General features: G+C 33.6%; 23 protein-coding genes and 1 tRNA gene. 12 read left to right on the top strand and 12 right to left on the bottom strand.

The annotated features are described in order from the left end of the window. Nucleotides 1-7 precede the first annotated feature (7 nt). From ABIN61_06060 to ABIN61_06035, 6 genes are read left to right on the top strand one after another with little or no spacing between them, the layout of a single operon-like run. The gene (locus tag ABIN61_06060; GenBank protein ID MEO0293768.1) at nt 8-685 is read left to right on the top strand and encodes a tetratricopeptide repeat protein; all 678 of its coding nucleotides are present in this window, start codon (nt 8-10) and stop codon (nt 683-685) included. Next, nucleotides 678-1,763, top strand: a complete 1,086-nt coding sequence (locus ABIN61_06055; GenBank protein ID MEO0293767.1) for a M24 family metallopeptidase — start codon at nt 678-680, stop codon at nt 1,761-1,763. The genes ABIN61_06060 and ABIN61_06055 overlap by 8 nt, the downstream gene beginning before the upstream one ends. Next, the gene (locus ABIN61_06050; GenBank protein MEO0293766.1) at nt 1,742-3,175 is read left to right on the top strand and encodes a rhomboid family intramembrane serine protease; all 1,434 of its coding nucleotides are present in this window, start codon (nt 1,742-1,744) and stop codon (nt 3,173-3,175) included. Before ABIN61_06055 ends, ABIN61_06050 begins: the two co-directional genes overlap by 22 nt. Beyond that, nucleotides 3,153-3,695, top strand: a complete 543-nt coding sequence (locus ABIN61_06045; GenBank protein ID MEO0293765.1) for an HDIG domain-containing metalloprotein — start codon at nt 3,153-3,155, stop codon at nt 3,693-3,695. The genes ABIN61_06050 and ABIN61_06045 overlap by 23 nt, the downstream gene beginning before the upstream one ends. After that, nucleotides 3,679-4,017, top strand: a complete 339-nt coding sequence (locus tag ABIN61_06040) for a hypothetical protein (protein MEO0293764.1) — start codon at nt 3,679-3,681, stop codon at nt 4,015-4,017. Before ABIN61_06045 ends, ABIN61_06040 begins: the two co-directional genes overlap by 17 nt. Then, nucleotides 3,998-4,933 (top strand): radical SAM protein, encoded by a 936-nt coding sequence (locus ABIN61_06035; protein MEO0293763.1) that lies wholly within the window; start codon nt 3,998-4,000, stop codon nt 4,931-4,933. Before ABIN61_06040 ends, ABIN61_06035 begins: the two co-directional genes overlap by 20 nt. Here the strand turns inward: ABIN61_06035 and uvrA are convergent. From uvrA to ftcD, 10 genes are all read right to left on the bottom strand, one after another. Beyond that, nucleotides 4,930-7,695 (bottom strand): excinuclease ABC subunit UvrA, encoded by a 2,766-nt coding sequence (uvrA, locus tag ABIN61_06030; GenBank protein MEO0293762.1) that lies wholly within the window; start codon nt 7,693-7,695, stop codon nt 4,930-4,932. The genes ABIN61_06035 and uvrA overlap by 4 nt on opposite strands. Further along, nucleotides 7,682-9,067 carry an Asp-tRNA(Asn)/Glu-tRNA(Gln) amidotransferase subunit GatB gene (gene gatB / locus ABIN61_06025; GenBank protein ID MEO0293761.1) on the bottom strand — a complete coding sequence of 462 codons (1,386 nt, stop codon included), beginning with the start codon at nt 9,065-9,067 and terminating at the stop codon, nt 7,682-7,684. Before gatB ends, uvrA begins: the two co-directional genes overlap by 14 nt. Continuing rightward, entirely contained in the window at nt 9,060-10,460 is a 1,401-nt protein-coding gene (gene gatA, locus ABIN61_06020; protein MEO0293760.1) for an Asp-tRNA(Asn)/Glu-tRNA(Gln) amidotransferase subunit GatA, read from the bottom strand. Before gatA ends, gatB begins: the two co-directional genes overlap by 8 nt. Next, on the bottom strand, nt 10,444-10,737 hold the full coding sequence (locus ABIN61_06015; protein ID MEO0293759.1) for an aspartyl/glutamyl-tRNA amidotransferase subunit C: 294 nt from the start codon (nt 10,735-10,737) through the stop codon (nt 10,444-10,446). Before ABIN61_06015 ends, gatA begins: the two co-directional genes overlap by 17 nt. Further along, nucleotides 10,734-12,779 carry a UvrD-helicase domain-containing protein gene (locus ABIN61_06010; GenBank protein MEO0293758.1) on the bottom strand — a complete coding sequence of 682 codons (2,046 nt, stop codon included), beginning with the start codon at nt 12,777-12,779 and terminating at the stop codon, nt 10,734-10,736. The genes ABIN61_06015 and ABIN61_06010 overlap by 4 nt, the downstream gene beginning before the upstream one ends. A gap of 28 nt (nt 12,780-12,807) precedes the next feature. Further along, nucleotides 12,808-14,583, bottom strand: a complete 1,776-nt coding sequence (locus ABIN61_06005; GenBank protein ID MEO0293757.1) for an OmpA family protein — start codon at nt 14,581-14,583, stop codon at nt 12,808-12,810. Then, nucleotides 14,584-14,991 (bottom strand): cyclic nucleotide-binding domain-containing protein, encoded by a 408-nt coding sequence (locus ABIN61_06000; protein ID MEO0293756.1) that lies wholly within the window; start codon nt 14,989-14,991, stop codon nt 14,584-14,586. 105 nt (nt 14,992-15,096) lie between these two features. Beyond that, nucleotides 15,097-15,169 (bottom strand) — tRNA-Lys (locus tag ABIN61_05995). A gap of 47 nt (nt 15,170-15,216) precedes the next feature. Continuing rightward, the gene (locus ABIN61_05990) at nt 15,217-15,837 is read right to left on the bottom strand and encodes a cyclodeaminase/cyclohydrolase family protein (protein ID MEO0293755.1); all 621 of its coding nucleotides are present in this window, start codon (nt 15,835-15,837) and stop codon (nt 15,217-15,219) included. Further along, nucleotides 15,818-16,840: a glutamate formimidoyltransferase gene (ftcD, locus tag ABIN61_05985; protein ID MEO0293754.1), complete on the bottom strand. Its 1,023-nt coding sequence runs from the start codon at nt 16,838-16,840 to the stop codon at nt 15,818-15,820. Before ftcD ends, ABIN61_05990 begins: the two co-directional genes overlap by 20 nt. Before the next feature lie 134 nt (nt 16,841-16,974). Here ftcD and ABIN61_05980 point away from each other — a divergent pair, with 134 nt between their 5' ends. The 6 genes from ABIN61_05980 to ABIN61_05955 are packed head-to-tail and all read left to right on the top strand — an operon-like array spanning nt 16,975 to nt 20,987. Continuing rightward, nucleotides 16,975-17,424 (top strand): OmpA family protein, encoded by a 450-nt coding sequence (locus ABIN61_05980; GenBank protein MEO0293753.1) that lies wholly within the window; start codon nt 16,975-16,977, stop codon nt 17,422-17,424. A 28-nt stretch (nt 17,425-17,452) separates the two neighbouring features. After that, the gene (ybgF, locus tag ABIN61_05975) at nt 17,453-18,124 is read left to right on the top strand and encodes a tol-pal system protein YbgF (protein MEO0293752.1); all 672 of its coding nucleotides are present in this window, start codon (nt 17,453-17,455) and stop codon (nt 18,122-18,124) included. Next, complete coding sequence (locus ABIN61_05970) at nt 18,121-18,789, top strand: MotA/TolQ/ExbB proton channel family protein (protein ID MEO0293751.1); 669 nt, start codon at nt 18,121-18,123, stop codon at nt 18,787-18,789. The genes ybgF and ABIN61_05970 overlap by 4 nt, the downstream gene beginning before the upstream one ends. Then, the gene (locus ABIN61_05965) at nt 18,776-19,177 is read left to right on the top strand and encodes a biopolymer transporter ExbD (protein ID MEO0293750.1); all 402 of its coding nucleotides are present in this window, start codon (nt 18,776-18,778) and stop codon (nt 19,175-19,177) included. The genes ABIN61_05970 and ABIN61_05965 overlap by 14 nt, the downstream gene beginning before the upstream one ends. Further along, entirely contained in the window at nt 19,174-19,761 is a 588-nt protein-coding gene (locus ABIN61_05960) for a TonB C-terminal domain-containing protein (protein ID MEO0293749.1), read from the top strand. The genes ABIN61_05965 and ABIN61_05960 overlap by 4 nt, the downstream gene beginning before the upstream one ends. After that, a complete protein-coding gene (locus ABIN61_05955; protein MEO0293748.1) occupies nt 19,758-20,987 on the top strand; it encodes a Tol-Pal system beta propeller repeat protein TolB in 1,230 nt (409 codons plus the stop codon). The genes ABIN61_05960 and ABIN61_05955 overlap by 4 nt, the downstream gene beginning before the upstream one ends. 82 nt (nt 20,988-21,069) lie before the next feature. On the opposite strand, the gene ABIN61_05950 is transcribed toward ABIN61_05955, so the two are convergent. Further along, a complete protein-coding gene (locus ABIN61_05950) occupies nt 21,070-22,737 on the bottom strand; it encodes a hypothetical protein (GenBank protein MEO0293747.1) in 1,668 nt (555 codons plus the stop codon). Between the two features lie 75 nt (nt 22,738-22,812). Next, a partial coding sequence (locus ABIN61_05945; protein MEO0293746.1) for an HIT domain-containing protein occupies nt 22,813-23,158 on the bottom strand: 346 nt, incomplete at its 5' end.

The raw sequence follows: 23,158 nt of genomic DNA, 5'->3' as shown, positions 1-23,158 counted from the left end.
GGAGAAAATGGTTAAACATAAAAAGAAAGATTTGAAACGGGATGAGTTTAAAGAAGCTATTCAAGAATTAATCATTTTTTATAAACATCATAGAAAAGTTTTTATCGGGATAATTATTGGGATAGTTGCAACTTTAATTCTTTCTTTTTCTTATAGAAAATTCAAAATTTCTCGGTTTGAGAGATCAAAAGAACAGTATAATATAGCTGTAGCTTTGTTTGATAATGGTAGATTCGAAGAAGCTAAAAGTAGATTCAAGTTATTAACTGAAGAATATTGGGGAACGATTTTCGCAAATAGAGCAGTTTTTATGTTAGCATGTATTAGTTATAAAGAAGGGAATTTAGACGAAGCTATTTCGAAGTTTCAGGATTTTTTAAAAACAAAGTATGATGAACTTTTCACCCCAAATGCTTACGAAGGCCTGGCCCAATGTTACGAACAAAAAGGGGATTTTCAGAAAGCAATAGAAAATTACAAAATTGCTCTTGATAAATTTAAAAATAATTTAGGAAAAGCCGAATGTATGATTAGTCTTGCCCGGATTTATCTTGCAGAGCAAAAAATTGAAGAAGCGAAAAAAATGCTTAAAGAAGTTATTGAAACTTCTGAAAATTATGAAATTATAAGAGAGGCGGAGAGAAAACTAAAATTGATTCAAGTTCAAGAAGAACTTAATGAATGAAAGTTTAATAGAAAAAATAAGAGAAAATATCAAAGAAAAAGAACTTGATGCTATTGTAATTACCGAACTTTATAAAATCCTTTTCCTTCTTGGTATCGAATCTTCATTTAATATTTTTGAATTATGTCTATGCCTTATTATTACAAAAGAAGAAATTCTTTTAATAGGAGATCCCTTCTCTCTATCTTTAATAAAAATTCCACCCATTATAAAGATAAGAGAGATAAATGTAAAAAATATAGAAATAATCTCCTTTTTGAATGATCTTGAAGAACTTCTTTTAGAAAAGAAGTTAAATAAAATAGGTTCTTTTGAAGAAATTAGATTACCAAAATATAAAGTAAAAAAACTTCCGGATATTTTCGACGAGAAATTTATTATTCCTGATGAGAGAAGAATTTCAATTCTCAAAGAAAATGCATTGATATGCAAAAAAGTTCTTCAGGATTCCTTAAAAGAATTAAAAACAGGTATTTCTGAGATCTCTCTGAGAAATATAATAGACGAGAAAATTTACCAATTTGGGGGAGAAAGAAGGGCATTCCCTACCAAAGTGATTTTTGGTGAAAATACATCTAATCCTTTTGGATTAAGCAACGGAAAAAAGCTAAAAGAAGGAGACCTTATATTTATTAACTTTGGAATTATAAGATCTGGGGTTGGTATAGAACTTGCAAGAACTTATCTATGGGGAGGAGAAAATAAGTTTTTAAAAAAGGTTTATAATGAAATAACAGAAATTTATGAAAAATTTCTCTCTTTTATATCATATGGAAAAATATCAAGAGAGATTTACAATTATGCATGGAAGCTCGTAAAAGAAAAGAATTATGAAAAAAATTTTTTCCCTCCTCTTAATGCACCTTTAACATTAATTGGAAAAAGATTAAAAATATCTAACACAAGTAACTTCTTGATTAAAGAAGGAACTCTCTTATATCCTCAGATGAGTTTTTATTTCCCTGGTAAATTTGGTATAAAATTTCAAGACGTGCTACTTTTAGAAAGCGGAAAGCATGTCCTACTCACTAACTTTCTAAATAAAGGAGATGAGGTTTGTTTTTCCTTTGGCCAATAAGGACGGATAGTTTAGTCAGAAGACTTCCTATTATAACTTTATCTATTATAGGATTAAATGCTTTAGTCTTTTCTATCAGTTATCCCATAGAGATAAAGCAAGAAAAAATCATTATTAGGTTAGAAGAAGAACTTAGAGAGATAGAGAAAAAAGCTTTTTCTCCTGATAATCCTACAGAAATAATAAAATATGCAAAAGATCCCAAATATTTGAGAGAAAAAATAAGAAACAGAGAAATAGAACTTCCTGAAGAACTATGGCAAAAGTGGAAAAAAAAATACGATGAATTTCAAGAAAAAATGGAAGGAAGGGTTTTTAAAAAGTATGGGTTCAGCCCTGAGAATTTTGATTTCTTTACTCTATTTACTTCTATATTCCTTCATGGGAGCTTCACACACCTCTTTGTTAATATATGGTTTCTGTGGCTAGTTGGATTAAATGTTGAAGATAGATGGGGTAGGCCTTTCTTCCTTGGTTTTTATCTTCTTTCAGGAGTTATTAGTGATCTTGTCTTTATGGCGATTACTAAAGTAGAAGGCCCTTTAATTGGAGCATCGGGAGCAATCGCAGGGGTAATGGGTGCTTTTGCAATTCAGTATTACAAATCAAAGATATATTTCCTCTTTATATGTTTTCTCCCATTTATTTACAGAATAATTCCTCTTTATGCATGGTTCTATTTACCCCTATGGTTTTTCACTGAGATTCTTAATGCAATTTATTTAACAGATTATTCTAACATTGCTTTCTGGGCTCACGTTGGAGGATTTGGATTTGGTGCTCTTTTTGCAATTATTCTTCGCCTTACTGGTATTGAAGAAAAATATTTAAAACCTCTTGTAGAGGATACTTTAAATCTTGTGGACTCTAAATTTGGAAAAGCTATTGAAGCAAGAAGTGCCGGAAAAATTGAAGAAGCAGAAAATTATCTAAAAGAGATTTTAAAAGATAATCCCTCTAATATAGATGCAGCCAAAGAATTAATAGATATTTATGTTAATAGGAACAAAAAGGAAGAAGCTTCAAGAATCGCAAAAGAAACATTCAAAAAACTTAGAATAGGAGAAAAGGAATCTTCTTTAATTTTAAATTTTTATGAAGAAATTTTAAGAAAAAATAAATTACTTTCAGTATTAAGCCAATTTGATTTCTACTTTATTTCTCAATTGTATGAGAAAAGAGAAAATTATATAGAATCCGCTAAGGTTCTTGCATCTGCTTACAAAATCAATAGAAAAACTGACGATGCTCCATACATTTTACTTCGCCTTATAAGAGCTCTTGCTCTTAGCGGAAAAGAGGATATTTTAAAAAAGGCTATATTAGAAATGAAAAATAACTTCCCCGAAATGAAGGATAAGACAATAGCAATTTTAAAGGAGATAAAAAATGGAAAGAGAAAAAGCTCTTGAAATTTTAAAGAGTAAATTAAAAAACGAACGAATAATAAAACATCTTTTTGCTGTAGAATCCTGTATGAGGGCTCTTTCACAAAAATTTGGAGGAGATGAAGAAAGATGGGCTCTTGCAGGTCTTTTTCATGATATAGATTACGAAGAGACAAAAAATGATCCCTCTTTACACGGAATAAAAGGAGCAGAATTTTTGGAGAAGTATGGGATTTCAAAAGACATTCTCTACGCAATAAAAGCCCATGCTGGGAATGCCCAACCAAGGAGAAAAATGGATATAGCTCTTCTATCTTCAGACGCTGCATCTGGCTTGATTGTAGCATCTGCTCTCGTAAATAAAGGGGGTCTTAGGGAGCTAGATACTTCGTTCGTCCTAAAGAGGTTTAAAGAGAAAAGATTTGCTGAGGGAGCTGATAGAAAGTTAATAGAAAGATGTCAAGATTTAGGCCTTACACTCGAAGAGTTTATCTCAATTTGCCTTTTGGGAATGAAGGAAATAGCAAATGTTCTTGATATTTAGTCTCTTTATCAGTTCTTATTCTGAAATAAAACCAGATTCATTATTAAAATTAAAAAAAGATGATTGGTTTTCCGAAGATAAATTTCTTCATTTTGCCCATTCTGCAGTGATTTCTTCTTCGATATATCTTATTACAAATAACATAAATAGAAGCAATAACAAGACTTCTTTTTATATTTCTTTTTCAATTTCTTCTCTTCTTGGAATTTCCAAAGAGATAAAAGATAGTAAAGAAAAGGACAATTTTGCTTCTTATAAAGATCTTGTGTTTGATCTTGCTGGTATTTTATTTGGGATTTTTCTTGTTTCAACTGAAAAATGAAGCTAAAATAGTGGGTGAACTTCCCTTTTATCTTCAATTAAATAAAAAAGATTTTGAAGAAAAAATTGAAAAATTATACGACATATTAAATTCCTGCACTCTTTGTGGAAGAAGATGTGAAGTTAATAGAAGAAATAAAAAGGGAATTTGTAATTCAGGAATAAAAATAAAGATTTCCTCAGCATTCCCTCATTTTGGGGAAGAAAGACCTCTTGTAGGAACCTATGGTTCCGGGACTATTTTTTTAAGTAACTGCAATTGTAAATGTGTTTACTGTCAAAATTTTGAAATATCTCATTTTGGAGAAGGAATAGAGATAGAGGAAGAAGAGGTTGCATATAAAATGCTTTATCTTCAAGGGCTTGGTTGCCATAATATAAATTGGGTGAGCCCAACCCATTTTGCCCCTCAACTTATAAAAGCCCTTTTCATAGCAAGAGAAAAAGGCCTTTATATCCCAATCGTGTATAATACAGGTGGATATGATTCTCCTAGACTAATAGAATTACTTTCAGGAGTAATAGATATATATATGCCAGATATTAAATATGGTAATAATGAAAATGGTTATAAATATTCAGGAGTAAAAGATTATTGGGACTTAGTAAGAATTTCTGTGAAAAAGATGCATTCTCAGGTCGGAGATCTTGTTATAAATTCTCAAGGGATTGCTGAAAGAGGATTAATAATACGTCATCTTGTCTTACCAAATAATATTGCAGATTCAGAAAGAGTTTTAGAATTTATTTCAAAAGAAATATCAAAGAATACTTTTGTAAACATTATGGCTCAATATAGACCTTGTTATAGAGCTCAAGAATTTAAAGAACTTTCAAGAGGAATAACCCAAGAAGAGTATGAAAAGGTTCTCAAGAAGGCAAAAGAACTTGGCTTAAAAAGAGCTGGAGCTCATTAGTTTTCAGAATTAATCTCAAGGACTTCTTTTAAAAATTTACCTGTGTAGGACTCTTTAATTTTAACAATTTCTTCTGGAGTTCCTTCTCCAACTAATTTTCCTCCCTCTTCCCCCCCTTCAGGGCCAAGATCAATTATCCAATCTGCACATTTTATTACATCTAAATTGTGTTCAATAACAACGACAGTATTCCCCAACTCCACAAGGCGCTCCAAGACTTTAAGAAGAAGTTTTATATCATAAGCATGTAGACCAGTTGTTGGTTCGTCTAAAAGATAAAGAGTCTTGCCCGTTGCTACTTTTGATAGTTCTTTCGCAAGTTTTACTCTTTGAGCCTCTCCCCCAGAAAGGGTCGTTGCAGGTTGTCCAAGTTTCACATAACCGAGTCCAACTTCTTGAAGAAGTTCCAATTTTTGTCTTGCCCCTCTTATATCTTTAAAGAAAGAAACAGCCTCATCAACTGTTAAATCTAAAACGTCCGCTATATTTTTCCCTTTATATTCTACTTCTAAAGTTTCCTTTTTAAATCTTTTCCCCTTACAGCTTTTACAGGTAATATATACATCAGAAAGGAAATGCATTTCAATTTTTATCTGCCCTTGACCTTGGCATTCTTCACAACGTCCACCTGGGACATTAAAAGAAAATCTTCCCTTATCATAACCTCTAATTCTCGCAGCAGGAAGCTCAGCGAAGAAATCCCTTATTGGAGTAAAAGCCCCTGTATAAGTTGCAGGATTTGATCTTGGAGTCCTCCCAATAGGACTTTGGTCTATATTTATAACCTTATCAATATATTCTATTCCCTCTATCCTATCATACTCAAGAGGTAAAAACCTTGAGCCATAAAAATGTCGCGCTAAAGCTCTATACAAAATATCAATTATAAGAGTGCTCTTCCCTGAGCCTGAAACACCTGTTACACAGACAAAACAATTTAAAGGAATTTCTATATTTATATTTTTCAAATTATTTCCTCTTGCTCCTATAATTTTAATTATCTTCTCTTTCTTTCTTCTTTTCTTAGGAACCGGTATTTTCTCTTTACCCGAAAGATATCTTCCTGTAATTGTCGAGCCATCTTTTTTTAGAGCTTCTGGAGTGCCTGAAAAAACAACCCTTCCACCTTCTATCCCTGCTCCAGGGCCAAGATCTATAACCCAATCTGCCGAAAGGATGCTTTTGAAATCGTGCTCTACCATAATCACAGTGTTCCCCATATCTCTTAGAGATTTTAAAGTTTTTATAAGTCTTAGGATATCCCTTTCATGAAGCCCTATCGAAGGTTCATCAAGAATATATATAATTCCTACAAGACCTGAACCAATTTGAGTTGCAAGATGCACTCTTTGGGCTTCTCCTCCCGCAAGTGTTTGTGTTGGACGTTCAAGTGTAAGATAATTAACTCCCACATCTTCTAAGAAACGAAGTCTATGTAGAATTTCAGGAAGTAATTCAGAAGCAATTTTTTCTCTCTCATCATCAAAGCTTATGCTCTCAATGAATTTTCTACACTGAGTTATATTCATTTTAGTCACTTCATATATATTCTTATCTTTTATTTTCACAGATAAAGCCTCTTTTCGAAGTCTTGAACCTCCACACTCAAGGCAAGGCTTTACCACCATATATTTTTCTATCTCTTCCCTAATCCAATCAGATTCTGTGTATTGATGTCTTCTATTAAGATAAGGAATTATTCCTTCCCATTCTTCTTTCCCATAAAGAATTATATTCCTTTTTTCTTTGCTAAGATTTTTCCAGGGTTCGTCTAAGTTTATATTATATCTATAGGCGAGGCTTCTCAATTCCATAGCAAGTCTTCCTCTTGGTTCCCCTATTGGGGCAATTGCTCCTTCAAAAATTGATAATTCTTCACTAAAAATTATATTTTTAGGGTCTATTTCCATTTCTGTCCCAATACCCTGGCACTTAAAACAAGCCCCATAAGGAGAGTTAAAGGAAAACAATCTAGGAGAAACTTCAGGATAACTTATTCCGCAAATAGGACAAGCAAATTTCGTGGAGAAAATCATATCAGAACCTTTCTCAATATCTCTTAATATTAAGATACCTTCTGCCTCTTCAAGAGCTGTTTCTACAGAATCAGCTATCCTACTTCTTATTTCTTTTTTTATTTTTATTCTATCTACCACAACTTCAATATTATGAGGCTTATTTTTATCAAGTTCTGGAACTTTTTCTATTTCAAAAATTTCACCATCTATTATCACTCGAACAAATCCTTTTTCCCCAATTCTTTTCAATTCATTAGAAAAAGTCCCTTTTTTACCCCTTGCTATTGGAGCAAGAATATAAACAGGAGTTCCTTCAGGAAGATCTAAAATCTGTTCCACAATCTCATCCACAGTCTGAGAAGAAACTTCTCTTCCACAATTATAACAATATACTGTTCCTGTTCTTGCAAAGAGAACGCGGAGATAATCGTAAATCTCTGTTACAGTTCCGACTGTAGAACGGGGATTCTTAGAAAGTTTTCTTTGTTCTATAGAAATAGTAGGGGATAAGTTTGTAATAGACTGAACATCAGGTTTATCCATCACCCCAAGAAATTGTCTTGCATATGCAGAGAGAGATTCTATGTATCTTCTCTGCCCTTCTGCATAAATTGTGTCAAAAGCAAGCGAAGATTTACCCGAACCTGAGATTCCTGTTATTATAACTAACTTATCACGAGGAATCTCAACATCTATCCCTTTTAAATTATGAACAGAAGCTTTTTTAATTTCAATTTTTTTCATATTCAGAGAGTATTCTCGAAACTTCTTTTGGATCAGCTCTTCCTTTCGTTTTTTTCATCACTTCTCCCACAAAAAAACCTAATAATTTCTTTTCTCCTTTTTTAAAGCGTTCAAATTCCTTCGGTTGCTCTTTAAACACCTCTTCAATAACTTTTTTCAGGGCCTCTGGATCAGAGATTTGTATTAGATTTCTTTCCTCCACAATCTCTATAGGAGACTTCCCGGTCTCTACCATTAATTTAAAAACTAAAGAACCATTAATTCTTGATAATTTTCCAGATAGAACCATTTTTATTATATTTGCAAGGTTCTCCGCAGAAATATCTGGTTCTTGAAAATTTCTATATTCCCTTATAAGCCATCTACTAATTTCAAGAGGCTCATTTAGAATTCTTAAAGTTTCTTCAAATAATTTAGAGGCTTTCTTTGAACCAGAGATTATCTTAGCCTCTTCTTCACTAACTCCAAGATTTTTGTATCTTTCCATCCTCTCTTCAGGTAATTCTTCTAAACTTTTTCTAATTTCCTCAATCCATTCTTCTTCCAAAACGAGAGGCGGTAAATCTGGCTCAGGGAAGTATCTATAATCTGAAGCTTCCTCTTTCGCTCTACCTATTCTGGTTTTGCCAGTCTTTTCAGAATAATGAATAGTTGCCTGTTCAACAATTCCTCCTCTTTCTAAAATCTCTATCTGACGTTTTACCTCGGATCTAAGGGCTCTTCCAACAGCTCTAAAAGAATTTAAATTCTTTATCTCTGTCCTTGTGCCAAGTTTTCCTTCTTCCTTACTAACAGACACATTTGGTTCACATCTGAGTTCTCCTTTTGCCATAATAGCGTCTGAAACCTGAGTAAATTCCAAAATTTTTTGCAGTTTCTTCAAATAAGCAAGAGCCATCTCAGGAGAATCAATATCTGGTTCTGTTACAATCTCTATTAAAGGAATCCCAGCTCTATTATAATCAATTAGAGATTTATCCTTTTCATGAATTAGTTTCGCGGATTCCTCTTCAAGATGAACTCTTTTTATTCTAACTTCTTTTCCTTCCACCAATATTTTCCCAGAAGTAGCTAATGGAGATTTATACTGAGTAATTTGATACCCCTTAGGAAGATCAGGATAAAAATAATTTTTCCTTGCAAAAATTGACTTTTTGTGAATCTCACAGTTCAATGCAAGAGCAGCTCTTATGGCTAATTCAACAGCTTTTTTGTTTAAAGAAGGAAGAACCCCAGGAAGCCCAAGGCAAATTGGACAAACATTTGTATTTGGAGCTTCCCCAAAACTTGTAGGGCAACCACAGAACAGTTTTGTAGTTGTCTTTAGTTGAGCGTGAACTTCAATTCCTATTGTGACTTTATAATCATTCATAGGAAAGCCCTTTAAAAGGTTTTATTTTTTCTACAAGTTTAACAAGAGAGAGAAGCCCCTTTTCGTCAAAATGTCTTCCCATTATTTGATAACCAATCGGTAAGTGACCTACAAAACCTGCCGGAGCTACTATTGCAGGAATTCCTGAGAGATTAGCTCCTGCTGTAAGACGATCTGGGATGTGCATCCTTATAGGATCATCCGTTCTTTCTCCTATTGGAAACGCTGGAGTTGGAGTTGCAGGAGTAAAAAGATAATCAACTTCTTTAAAACATTCCTCAAATTCCCATGTAATTATTTTCCTTATAAGATCTGCTCTTTCATAATATTCGGCAATAGCTTCGGAGGAGAGAACAAATGTCCCAACAAGAATTCTTCTTTTGACCTCTGGAAGGAAACCTTCTTCTCTTGATTTTCTTATTGTTTCTAAGAAATCTTTTCCCTCTTTTCTTAAACCATATCTAACCCCATCATATCTTGCAAGATTAGAAGAAGCCTCAGCATAAGAGATAACTTGATAAGTAGAAATTATGTAATCTGTGCTTGGTAAAGAGACTTTTTTAAAAGAAAACCCTTCTTTTTCTAAAGCTTCTTTAATTTCCATTACTTTATTATAAACTTCCTCATCAATTTCTTCAAAATATTCCTCTGGAATTCCTATTTTTATTCCCTTTTGTGGAAACTCTAAATTTTCGTAATCTTCAACTTCATTAGTTGAAGAGGTAGAATCTCTTTTATCATATCCTGCTATTACACTTAACAGAAGTCCAACATCTTCTGAGTTTCTTCCTATAATCCCTATTTGGTCTAAAGAAGAGGCGAAAGCAACAAGCCCATATCTTGATACTCTACCATAAGTTGGTTTAAGTCCCACAAGTCCACAATAGGAAGCAGGTTGCCTAACCGAACCTCCAGTATCAGATCCAAGAGAGATAATAGCACTTCCGGAAGCTAAAGCTGCTGCTGAGCCACCGCTTGAGCCTCCTGGAACTCTTGATAAATCATAGGGATTCTTTGTGGGGCCATAAAATGAACGCTCTGTAGAAGAACCCATTCCAAATTCGTCAAGATTTGTTTTCCCTATAAAAATCCCTCCCTCACTCTCAATTCTCTCAATTACAGTGGCAGAATAAGGAGGAATAAAACCCCTAAGGATACCAGAACCACAAGTTGTAGGAACCCCTTTGATATTTATATTATCCTTAACTGCGATTGGTATGCCTCTTAATCTTCCTTTCTTAGATCTTTTTAAACTTTCTCTTGCAAGTTCTTCCGTAACCGTTATAAAAGCGTTAATCTCCGGATCAATATTTCTAAGACATTCCTCCAGTAGTTCAAGAGGGGTATATTCTCCCCTTTCAAATTCTTTGTGGTAATTAGCTATTGTCTTCATTGATAATTTTATTTATTGTGAAATGATTATTAATTGGATTTACAGTATTTAACAAAACCTCTTTCACTGGAAGAGGTTTCTCTTCTTTGTCTTCCCTTAGGATCAATTTTTCTATTTTAAGGTAATTACTAGAAAGTGGACAACTAATTTCCACTTCCTGGATTTTCTGGATATGTTTAATAATCTTATCAAGATCTTCCTGAAGTTTTTTCTCTTCATCTTTATCTAGCTGAATATTTGCAAGTTTTGAGAGGTGTTTTATATCTATCTTTTTCATTTCAAAAAACTTCTTTTTATCTTTTTTGTCTCTCCACCAAAAGAGATTAAAAGTTTATCTCCATCTAAAACTTCTAAGACTTTTCCTCTGCCGAATATTGGATGTTCTACCCAAATACTTGTCTCATCAAAATTCTTTCTCCTTTCTCCTATTCGCTCGGTTGTTAAATCTATAACCTCCTTATAAGGAAGCTCCCATAAGAAAGAAGAAGGGAGGATCATTTTCCTACCTTCCCATCCTGCTCCCGGATTATTGAAATAAGAAAGATACAATTTTTTCTTTGCTCTTGTCATTCCAACGTAAAAAAGCCTCCTTTCCTCTTCTATATTTCCTTCTTTAATACTTCTATAATGTGGAAGAAGACCCTCTCCAATTCCAACAATAAAAACAACTTCAAATTCAAGTCCTTTTGTATTATGTAAAGTCATTAAGTTGACAGCTTCGGCTTTCTCATCCCAATAATCAATTTCGGTTTTAAGTCCCACATCTATCAAATAATCTTCAGGTGAAGTCTTACCTGAACGCTCAATAAATTCATAAACCGCAGATACCAGTTCCTGAATATTCTCAATCCTTCCCTCTGACTCTTCTGTATCCTCTTTTTTTAGAATTTCTATATAACCCGTTTTTTCTATTATAGAATTTATAAGCTCATCAATCCTTTTTATTTTCTCAAGTTCCCTTATAAGATTTACGAAATCTTTAACTCTTTTTTCTTCTTCAGCAAGCTCCTCTGAAGCTTCCCACAAAGAAATGTTTTTTTCTTTACTTATTTTTTCTATTCTTTCTTTTGTTGCTTTACCTATCCCTCTTTTCGGAGTATTCAAAATTCTTGAAAAAGAGATAGAATCATTCTTATTTACAATAAACTTGATATAAGAAATAATATCTTTTATTTCCTTCCTTTCGTAAAATTTAACGCTTCCTACAATTTTATAAGCTATATTCTCTCTTAAAAGCGCTTCTTCTATAGCTCTTGATTGGGCATTTGTTCTATATGTTATTAGTATTTCTTTTTTACTATAATTTTCCATCTCTTTTTTCAAAAATTTTATTAGCTTTTCGGCCTCTTCTTTCTCTGTTGTTCCTGAAAATAAAGTGATTTTCTCCCCTTCTGGAGCTTCTGTCCAAAGTTTTTTCTCTTTTCTAAAACGATTATTTTTTACAACAGAAGAAGCTACTTCAAGAATTCTTTTTGTAGATCGATAGTTCTTCTCAAGTTTGTAAACTTTTGAATTAGGAAAGTCCTCCTCAAAATTCAATATGTTGTTTATATCCGCTCCTCTAAATCCATATATAGATTGATCATCATCCCCCACTACAAACACATTGTCATATTTCAAAGATAATCTTTTTAGTATTTCATATTGGGCTGTATTAGTATCTTGATATTCATCTACCAATTTATGGATAAATCTACCATTTAGTTTTTCTCTAACATTTTCGTTTTTTTCTAATAAATTATATAGATTAAAGAGAAGATCATCAAAATCCATTGCATCATTTTCTTTAAGTCTTTCTTCATACTTCTTATAAACCTCTTTTAGTAACTCTGTTTTATAATCATAGGGAGTAAATTCATCTGGCAAAATTAACTTATTTTTTAGGTTTGATATCATCCTATGCGTATAAGAAAGAGGAAGATTCTTTTCCTGGATACGAAGTTCTTTCATTACCTCACTTATGAGATTTCTTTCATCTTCAGAGTCATATATAACAAAGTTTTTAGAATAGGGGAGGTAATCAGAAAATTCTCTAAGAAGCCTAGCACAAACAGAATGGAAAGTTCCAATCCAGATTCCTCTAATAAGAACACCCACTAAATTTCCCAACCTTTCTTTCATCTCATCCGCCGCTTTATTTGTAAAAGTAACTGCAAGAATTTGATGCGGTTTCACACCTAAGATTCTTAAAAGATAAGCAATTCTATAAGTAATCACTCTCGTTTTACCACTCCCCGCTCCGGCGAGAACCAGAGCGGGTCCTTCGGTATGCATTACTGCTTTTATCTGCTCTTCGTTGAGTTCTTCTTTGAAGTTCAAAATTTAAGAAATAAAGTTCTACATTTCTTTATTCTGTTGCAATAACCTTAAACTCAATCCTTCTATTCTGCCATCTCCCTTCACGAGTTGTATTAGGAGCAATTGGTTGAGTTTCTCCATAACCTCTTGTTGTAAGACGGATAGGACTTATCCCTCTTTGAACAAGATAGTTCTTTACAGATTCTGCTCTTAGCTCAGATAGTCTCAGGTTATAAGCTTCATCTCCAACAGAATCTGTATGTCCAGAAATTTCAACCTTTACATTTTCGTTGGCCTTTAAAATTTCTACAACCTTATCAAGAATAGGATATTGATCTGGAGGTATTGTTGCTTTACCGGATGGGAAATTAATTCCTTGGAGAACGATTTTCTCTTCTTTTTCTAACTTCTTCACCAATTTCACATTCTTTATCGTGGTTTCACCTTTCTTTATTTCGATTGGGAAAGTCTCAGGTAAATATCCATCAGCAGAAATACGAACGTTATAAGTTCCCACCTCGAGCTCTTTCTTAAACACACCACTAACCCCATCAGATGCAATGGAAGGTATTTCTGTCCCTAAGAATTCTATTTTTGCAAGAAGGGGCGTTTCTTCTCTAAAAGCACTAACAGTTCCTGTAAAGATTCCTGTCTCTACCACCGGAACTTCTTTTTTCTCTCTTCTTAGAACAGTATTTATACTAATTGTAGAAGAAGACTTCACAGTTATAGAAGCTTCTTTTGGAAGATAACCCTCTTTTGAAAGCTTCATTTTATAAACTCCTGGATCAATCTCTATATCAATCTTTCCATCCTCTCCTGTTTGATAACTAAGACCTGTCTCCTCAAAGGATACTGTTACTATTAAAGGTTCGTTCGTCTCTTGATCGGTCACCATTAAAGAAATAACACCTTTCTTGGGTTTTTCTTCTTTCTTCTTTTCTATAAGAGTGCTCTGTATAGTGAATCCCAGCCGATATCTCCATTGTCCTCCTTCATCAAATAATGCATCCGGAACAAAATCTGTGGAGTCGTTAAATACGTAGTCAACCCCAAGGTCAAAAGAAAATGTCCTTGGGACGAGAAATCTAATCCCAAAAGAACCTATTAAAGTATCAGGATTATCTTCTTCAGCTATTATATCTTTTACCTCAAATAGGAAACGAGTGTATGAACCTGCTGCAAGCTCAAGACCACCACCAAACCTGATCAAGCTAGGTCTTGATTCTCCACCCGGAATAATGGAACCCGTCTTCCAGATTTTTCCTCTTTTAACATATCCTCCATTTAAGTGGACAAGAAGAGGATATATCTCAAGATCACTTAGAAGATCTAACGCAAAATCTGGAGCATGTCTTATTCCAGGATAGAAAGTCTCCATTAAAATTTCTTCTTTATTGGTTGGTTCAAATGGATTAAATGCTGTTCCAATGTGTCCTCCAACTAACCATTTGAAAACCGGTTCTTCCTCTTGTAAAAAACCTCCTACAATGGGCAAATAAAACTTTATTCCTCCATAAATATTTTTCCACCCCATTTCAAACTCTGTTTCATCAGGGCTAAAGAATGCATTGCTATATGCGTATTTACTATAAACCGTTGCTCCAAGATAAATCTCAAGAGGATCCACAACCCCATAGGTAAAACCAAATTTTCCATCTGTAACAAAATGGGAACGGGAACCAAAATTTTGTCTAGCTGCGGTAAGATGAGCATTAAAAGCTAATGTTGTCATAGGTAAAGTTCTTGCAGAATAAAGATTAAAACTTCCACTTCCGGTAGAAAAACTTACGTAACTAAAGGTTAATAGTAATATTAAAGACATTTAAACCTCCTTTTTTTTCCAGATTTTTTGTAAAAAGTTTTTAAATTTAGGATTATGTAAAAGAGCTCTATTAATGTGATGGTAAGACTCAAGAGAATTACTTGTGCGAGAAACTCTGCGACAAAGCTCTGCACATAAACTCAAAGCAATCTTACTTAGCAATTTTGGATTTTTTTTGTATAATTTTTCTAAATCCCTTTTTGTTATTTCTATTAACTTTAAATCTGTCAGTGCCTCTACAGTTGCACTCCTTAAATCTCCCCTCAAAAGACTCATCTCCCCAAAAAAATTTCCTTTTTCAAGAGTTGCAAGAAGAATGTCTTCTCCTTTCCTTTTTAGTAACACATTTACTTTCCCTTCCGCTATAATATACATTGAATCACCTTTTTCGCCTTCTTTTACGATTATTTCCCCCTTTTTTTTCTCAATTAAAGGAAGTTCCTTTATAAAAAGGCTATCTTCTTCAAAATAATTAAGTAAGTTTATTTTGCCTCCTTTTAACTTATTCTTTTATAGGTCGTGAAGGAATCGAACCTTCGACCCCCGGCTTAAAAGGCCGGTGCTCTACCGACTGAGCTAACGACCCAAATATTTTTATTATATTATATAAAATAAAATAAAATAATCAACCCTTTATTTAATCTTTTTTATTACAATTGACTCAATTTCTTCTTTAAGAGCTCTCACTTCATCTAAAATTTCTCTTTGCCTTTTCTCAATTTCCAAAGAGTATTCTGAATCTTTCAAAAATTTTAAATTAATAAGGACATTAAAAGACGCACTTTTACAAGCAGAAAAAGCTATCTCTCCTGCAATCCCTACATCACTAATGGCATTCAAATTCCCAATTTTTGCCATTATCAATGTTAGTTCCAAACATTTTTTACTCTTTTCCATCACTTTTAAAGGAACTTCTATTGCTTTTTTTGTTGCTTTTTCTATTTCTTCCTCTCTTCTTTTCTTCTCTTCTTCAGTTTCTCTTGGTAAGCTAAAAGAAGCCAAGAGTTTTGTAAAAGCTTCCATATCCTCATAAAAAAGTAAAAGAAATTCTTCATTAAGATTCTTCGCTTCATCAATTACCTCTTTAGCCTTATCCCAGGCTTCCTCATATTTCTTTTTACCATATGTGAGATTTCCAACCATCATTGTAAGAGAAGAAGAAAATGCTCCAAGAAGAGCAGTAACAGAACCTCCTCCTGGGGTTGGAGAAGAAGAAGAAAGTCTTTCTATAAAATCAGAGATTAAAATATCCATTTATATTTTTTAATTTATATTCAAGGATCTTATTATTAGGTTCAAACTTCTCTTTTTCTGAAAGTCCAAGACAATTAATAGCTATTTCAATTAACTCTTTCTTCCTTAAGGAATTTCTACCTTTCGAATAGAACTTACCACTCTCAATTAGCGCTTCTTCCGGAATAAGCCCAACTAATTCACTACCTCTTACCTCAACACAAAGTTTCTCTGCTTCTTTTTTTACCTCTTCAAAGAGAAGATAAAGAGGTGTTTTTTTGAAGTCCGTCAAATTAGAAGAAACTTGAGCACAGCCTAATTCTTCTATATACCATCCAATTGCTCTTACACCTTTCAGTTTTCCCGGTACTCTCACTTTCCTACCGTTACTCACCTTCATAAAACCTGATTCTCTTATTTTTCCTGCGATTTCACTTGCAATTCTTTTATCTTTTGTATTAAGGTTTATATTAAAAGCAATTAACAAGTCTCTCGCTCCTATTAATGTTGCCCCCTTTCTTTCATCCATCTTCGCTTCTCCAAAGTCTGGTTTCCAAAAAGGTAAGTGAATTCTTTCCTTAAGCCCTTCGTATTCAAATTTTCTTATGGTAGATAAGTCCTCTCTCTCTTTAGTAGAGGAAGCTTTCCCATATAGGTATACTGGAATTTTAAGTTCTTCCGCGACTTTTTCTCCAAGACTCTTTGCAATCTTTATGCATTCCTCCATTTTAGTATTTTTAATAGGAATAAATGGACAAACATCAATAGCTCCGATCCTTGGATGAACACCTCTGTGGTTTCTCATATCAATTAATTCGGAAGCCTTTCTATACAATTTAAAAGCTGCTTCCTCTATTCCTTTTGGAGTCCCAACCATCGTTAAAACAGTCCTATTCGTCGAAAAGCCTGAGTGAACATCTAAGATGAAAACCCCAGATGTTTTTTCTACTTCTTTTATTATTTCTTCTATTTTATTTTTATTTCTTCCTTCAGAGAAGTTTGGAATACATTCAATAAGTTTCATTCTTTTAATAATATTAAGGAAATAGTCAAAGTCAAGAAGGGGGATTGATTCATTTGAAAGAAATTTGCCTATTGACATTTTTACTTTTTTGATTATTTATATTTCCAAACACAAACAAAAGAAAGGAGGAGAGGATGCGTTATCTAAAATTAGCATTAGCAAGTATATTGGTGATTGTTTTACTCCTTGGTTGTCCAAGAAGACAAGAAGTAGTAGTGGAAGAACCAGAAGAAGTGGTGGAAGAAAAAGCTCCTGAGAGACCAGCTCTAGTTTTAAACAGGATATTCTTTGATTTTGATAAATCAGATATACGTCCTGATGCAGCTGAGGTTCTAAAACAGAATGCTGAGATGCTAAAGTTATATCCTGAAGTAAATGTTGTTATTGAAGGGCATTGTTGCGAAATTGGAACTGCTGAGTATAATATGGCTCTTGGCGAAAGAAGAGCAAAAGCCGCTTATGATTATCTTGTAAATCTTGGCGTTCCTTCAACTCAGCTATCCACAATCAGCTATGGTGAGGAAAGACCTCTTGACCCAAAAGATCTTAAGAAAAACAGAAGGTGCGAGTTCACTATAAAGTAAATAATTAAAGTTAAGTTTAACTTAAAAAATGCTTTTTAAAAATTTAAAAAAGGTAGGGAGTGCTTTTATTGCACTCCTTGCCTTAAAAGGATGTACTACAAGAGCAAGGTGGAATAATTATTTCTGGGAGCTTGACAGTTTAAGGTATTATACTTCTAAACAATCAAAAGAAATAACTCAATTAAGAGCAGATTTATATACAAAGATGGAAGAACTTACCGAAAAATTAGAAATGTTGAATAACAGATTAAGCGAAACAGAAGCCCTTCTTGCTACAAGAGGAAGAGCTAAAAGTGCTGTCCCAGACACTGGGGAAGGAGCTTCTATACCTCCAGAAGCAAGAATAACTTATGAATCAGCTTACCTAAACTATGTGAAAGGTAATTATTCTGAAGCAATAAGTGGATTTAAATCTTATCTTAAAGTTGCTCCCAATTCGTCTCTCTCTGACAATGCCTTATACTGGATTGGAGAGTGTTATTATGCGATGGGAAAAATGCAAGAAGCAGTTGACACATTTAATGAATTAAAAAACGTTTATCCTGAAAGTAACAAAGTCCCTACGGCTTTATATAAAATCGGATTAATCTATAAAGAAGCAAAAGATTTAAAAACCGCAAGGATGTATTTCGAAAGGGTGTTAACCGAATTTCCAAATTCGCCAGAAGCTAATCTTGCAAAAACTCAATTGAAAAAATGAATATCTTTCAAGTTTTTCTTGAGTCAGGCTTTGTTGCCCAAATTATAATGATTATTTTGGTTTTCTCTTCTATTTCTTCCTGGGCTATATTTTTTAAAAAACTACATGATTTGAAATCAATAAGAAGAATGAATCAAAATTTTTTTACGAGTTATCAAATTATAAAAAACTCTGAAGAAATAGAAAAACAATTATATTTATTGGATAAAAGCTCTTACGGAAAAATTTTAAAAAGTGGTCTTGAAGAATTTAAAACACTAAAAACAAGCTCCAACCCTAAAAAAGTAGAACTTGCTGATAATATAAAACTCGCAATGGAAAGAACAAAAATAAGCGAAATAGAAAACTTAGAAAATAGCTTACCTGTCTTAGGGACAATTGTAGCCACAGCTCCTTTCTTAGGGCTTTTGGGAACCGTGTGGGGAATTATGGAAGCCTTTTTAGAGATTAGAGCTAGGGGCTCAGCACACATTACAGTTGTCGCTCCAGGAATATCTGATGCTTTAATCACGACTGTCTATGGACTATTAGTGGCAATACCAGCTTTAGTATTTAATAACTCCTTAAGGAGTAGGATAATAAAATTGGATTCAGAACTTGATAAATTTATAAGTGAGGCATTTGCAAATCTCAAAAAGAAATTAGTTGAAAGTGAAGAGAAATAACGGTCTAATTCAAGACTTAAATATCACAAATCTCGTTGATGTCGCTCTTACAATTTTAGTCGTTTTTATCATAACCGCTCCAATGATGACCCCTGGAATTAGTGTAGATTTACCCGAAATAGAAGCTTCACTTCCTCAAGACGAAGAAGGATTAACAATAACAATAAAAGAAGATAAAACTCTGTTCATAGAAGATTCCCCCATTTCCTTAAAGGATTTCGAATCGAAGCTTACTACAATATTAAAGGAAAAACCTCCTGGTGTAATTGTTTATCTTAAGGCAGACAAGAGTTTAGATTATGGTTTTGTCGTTAAAATTATAGGTAAGATTAAAAAGGTAGGTGTGAAAGAATTAGGGCTTGTGGCAGAAGTTTCGGAGAAAGAATGAATCGCTACTATCTTTTTTCTTTATTACTCCATTCCACAATTTTCTCTATTGTTGGAATATCCACAAGAAGCAGTTTTAAAAAGATTCCTCAGATTGAAGTTTATAAGGTCAGTTTTGCGCCCCTTCCTCAACCAAAAGTGGCAAGTAAACCTCTTCCTTTAGAGGAAAAAACAAAACCTCAAAAAGAAAAAAAGAGACCTCCAGAAAACAAAAAGAAGGAAATAAAGCAAGAAACCACCTCAAAAACAACTAAAGGATTGCCAGATATTACCCCTCGAATTTATACGGGAAGCGGGAGAGGTTTTACTTATTCTTATTATCTAAACATTTTATTAAATAAAATTGCGGGAAATTGGAATAATCCTTATCGAGAAAAAGATGTTATTTTAAAAAGCATTGTTTACTTTGAGGTAGATAAAGATGGTGTAATTTCAAATATTCGTCTTGAATATGATTCTGGAGATAATTTATATAATGAATCCACAATAAGAGCCGTCTCTCTTACAAAGAAGCTTCCGCCTCTACCTGAGGAATTTTCTGAAGATTACCTAAAAGTCCACTTAGAATTCTTAACAGGAAAATGAAAAAGTTTATTTTTACTCTAATATTTATTTCTGTTTCTAAGATTCTTTTCGCCCAAGAGGTCTTCCTTAGACTCACTGACTATGGGGGAGGGAAAATAAATCTATTTATGGAAACATTCAAGGCTGAGGGTTCTTCTACTTTTAAGAAAAATATAGAAATAATTGAGGGAATTATAAAATATGATCTTGATTACTCTTTATATTTTGATATTTACTCGGACACCTCTTCTCTTCAAAACCCTGATAAAAGTGGGGTAGTCCTGCAAGGAATTGGAAATGAACCAAACTTAGAAATTATTTTAAAGGATTTAAAGTCAAAAGAAAAAATAGTGGCTTTTAATTTAGAAGTTAAAGGTGAATTAAGAAGCTTTGCTCATAAAATCTCAGATAATATTATTGAAACCCTAACGGGAGAAAAAGGAATTGCTTCAACAAAAATTGTATTTTCTTATAAAAAAGGACCAGCAAAAGAATTAGGATTAATTGATTATGATGGCTATAATTTTATTCCTCTTACGGTAAATGGTAGTTTAAATCTTTTTCCAACTTGGGAACCTTCTGGAGGAAGGATATTATATTCTTCATATGATGTTGATCGGCTAGTGTTAAATTTATTAGATCTTAACACAAAAAGTCTAAGAACAATTTCTTCTTATAAAGGGTTAAATTATGCACCAGATTGGTCTCCGGATGGGACAAAGGTCGCTTTAACTCTCTCAAAAGATGGAAACGCTGAAATTTATATTCTTGATTTGGAAAATAAAAAATTGAATAGGCTCACTTACACAAGTTCGGTTGACTGCTCTCCTGTTTTTTCTCCAAATGGTAGAGAAATTGCCTTTGTCTCTGACAGATCTGGGACACCTCAGATTTACATTATGGACATTTACGGGGGGAATCTTAGAAGATTGACTTACCATGGTAATTATAATACTTCTCCTTCCTGGTCGCCAAGAGGTGATTTAATTGCATATGTTTCAAGGCAATCAGATTATTCTCAACAAATCTTTATTACAGATATTAATGGCTTTCAGCCAGTCCAGGTCACCTTTGAAGGGAACAACGAAGATCCATCTTGGTCTCCAGATGGATTACATATTGTTTTTACTTCTAATAGAACAGGACAGTATGAACTTTGGACAATGAACTGGGATGGAACAAGACAACGTAAACTCACAAATGGTTTTACTATATTTTCTCCAGAGTGGTCCCCTTTTTTAAAGTAAATTAAGAGTCTTCAATTTTACATATAATAAAAAAGAACCCCTAAGGTTTTTACCTTAGGGGTTCTTAAGATGAAATCAATAACTATCTAATAACAATAGTAGCTGAGATCTTTAAAGACTTAAACCAATCTGTAGAGAGTAACTCTCCTTCTCCATCAAACATCCCAATAAGATCAAGAGATAAATCTCTGGAAGGCTTCCAACCGAGGCCATAAGTGTAATATACAGACCTACTTGTAGAACCTTCTGTGGCTTCTCCATCTGTGTAAACTACCTCATCATCTATTGTTTCCGTTCTACTACCATCTCCACGAACAGTAGTTACGGTGTTCCTCTGGATAGAGTTTTCATCATACTCTTGGGAAGAAGTCACAGAAGACTTCGAAGTAATTCCCAAAGCTCCAAAACGGAGAGCCCAATCTTTATGTTTACCAAAGCTTATCTCAATCCCTGTTGGTATAGCAATATTATTTATACTTAGCTTCTGGGTCCTAACTAATGAAATTCCTCCTTCTTCGGTTCTCGTAGAGTCAGCCCAATCATTTACCCCATTCCCATTATTAAAAGTATAACGATTATCTAAAGAGTAATCTAAATCATACTTTAAAGTTCCAGAGAGATTATTATAAATTAAGCCAACCCCCCAACGAACATTTGGGCTTATCTGCCACTCTGCTTTTCCGAAAAGACCCATATTCCACCCTGAAGGAGATATTGAACCAATAGTACCACCATTTTCAACTTCATCTATAAGGATTATTCCAGTTGCTATCTGATCCCGATAGATCTCATGGAGATATTCAGAATACTCATAATCTCCACTACCAAAAATCATTCCAAGATTACATCCAAGTTCCCATAAACCAAATTCATTTACATCACCAAGTCTAAGAGAAACTCCTATAAGATTTTCTTTAACATTATCTTTAGAATTATATAAATTTGAATCAAGTAGCTCATCAATCTGGGCATCTGAAGGAGAGAAGTCCTGGAAAAATCTTGAAAAACCACTCTCCTCATCATTCATCGCACCCATAATTAGGTATAAGTCCCCTCTCAGTTCAAGCCCTTTATATGGTCTTGTATAAGAAAGAGCTAAAAGATTTACAGGAATAGAGTTTTCCATTTTCTCATTCTCATTCTCCTTCTGATAAGCTGTAATCCTAGAATTATCAATGTCATTTTCTATATATTCTGTAGTTTCATCAGAATCTTCTCCAGTTTTTACACCAATTCTTTTGTAAGTTAGAGCTAGATTAGAACCTTCACCTAAAACTTTTCCAATATTTAGAAGTATACAATTTCTATCTTCACTTTCATTAGAAGTTGTGATTGTTTCTGTAGTTCTCTTTACATCAAAAGGCTCATCTGTATCCGTGTTAAGAAGATCAACAAAAGTAGATGAGTTATCTATAGAACCAATATAATTTGCATTACCATAAAATATAGCAGCTTTCCAACCCTTATAAATTGGGCTTATAGCTCCAATCACGACTGCATTTTCTGAGTTTGAGTTATCAAACTGGGTTTCTGTACCTGAGACAAGGTTACTCAAGTTTGTGTATATCCGAGCTCCTTCCACTTTAAAAATATCCGTTCCATCTATTCCGTTATCAAGGTCGTCTTCAATGGAAGCTGTGGCTTGATGCCTAAAGGACTCAAGCTTAAACGGTTCTTCAATAATAATTACATCAGCATTTACTACTAATACAAGAAGCAGCCCACCTACCAACATACATAACCTCTTCATAAGAACACCTCCTTAAAGTTTTGGTTTAAGATTTCCTTCTTAAGAATTATAAAGAATTTCTTTATTTTGTCAATACTATTTTTTAACTTTTTTAAAATTTTCTTTGTAGGTCTTAAGTAAAAGTTCATACGACTCACGAAAAGACATTGGGATAACCTTAGTTTCACCAATTATTGGCATAAAGTTTGTATCCCCATTCCATCTTGGAACAATATGATAATGTAAGTGGTCCTCAAAGCCCGCTCCAGCCACTCTTCCAAGGTTCATTCCGATGTTAAATCCTTCAGGATTCATCGCCTCCTTTATTACCTTTAGCCACTCCTGAAGGAGCGTAGTAAGCTCGTAAATTTCCTCTCTACTAAGTTCCTCAAGAAAACCTGTGTGTTTATAAGGAGCAAGCATTATGTGGCCATTATTATAA

Source organism: candidate division WOR-3 bacterium (assembly GCA_039804165.1).
GTDB lineage: Bacteria > Hydrothermota > UBA3072 > UBA3072 > UBA3072 > JAFGHJ01.
The sequence above is the reverse complement of the archived record's forward strand: the minus strand, read 5'-3'. Positions and strand labels throughout refer to the sequence as shown.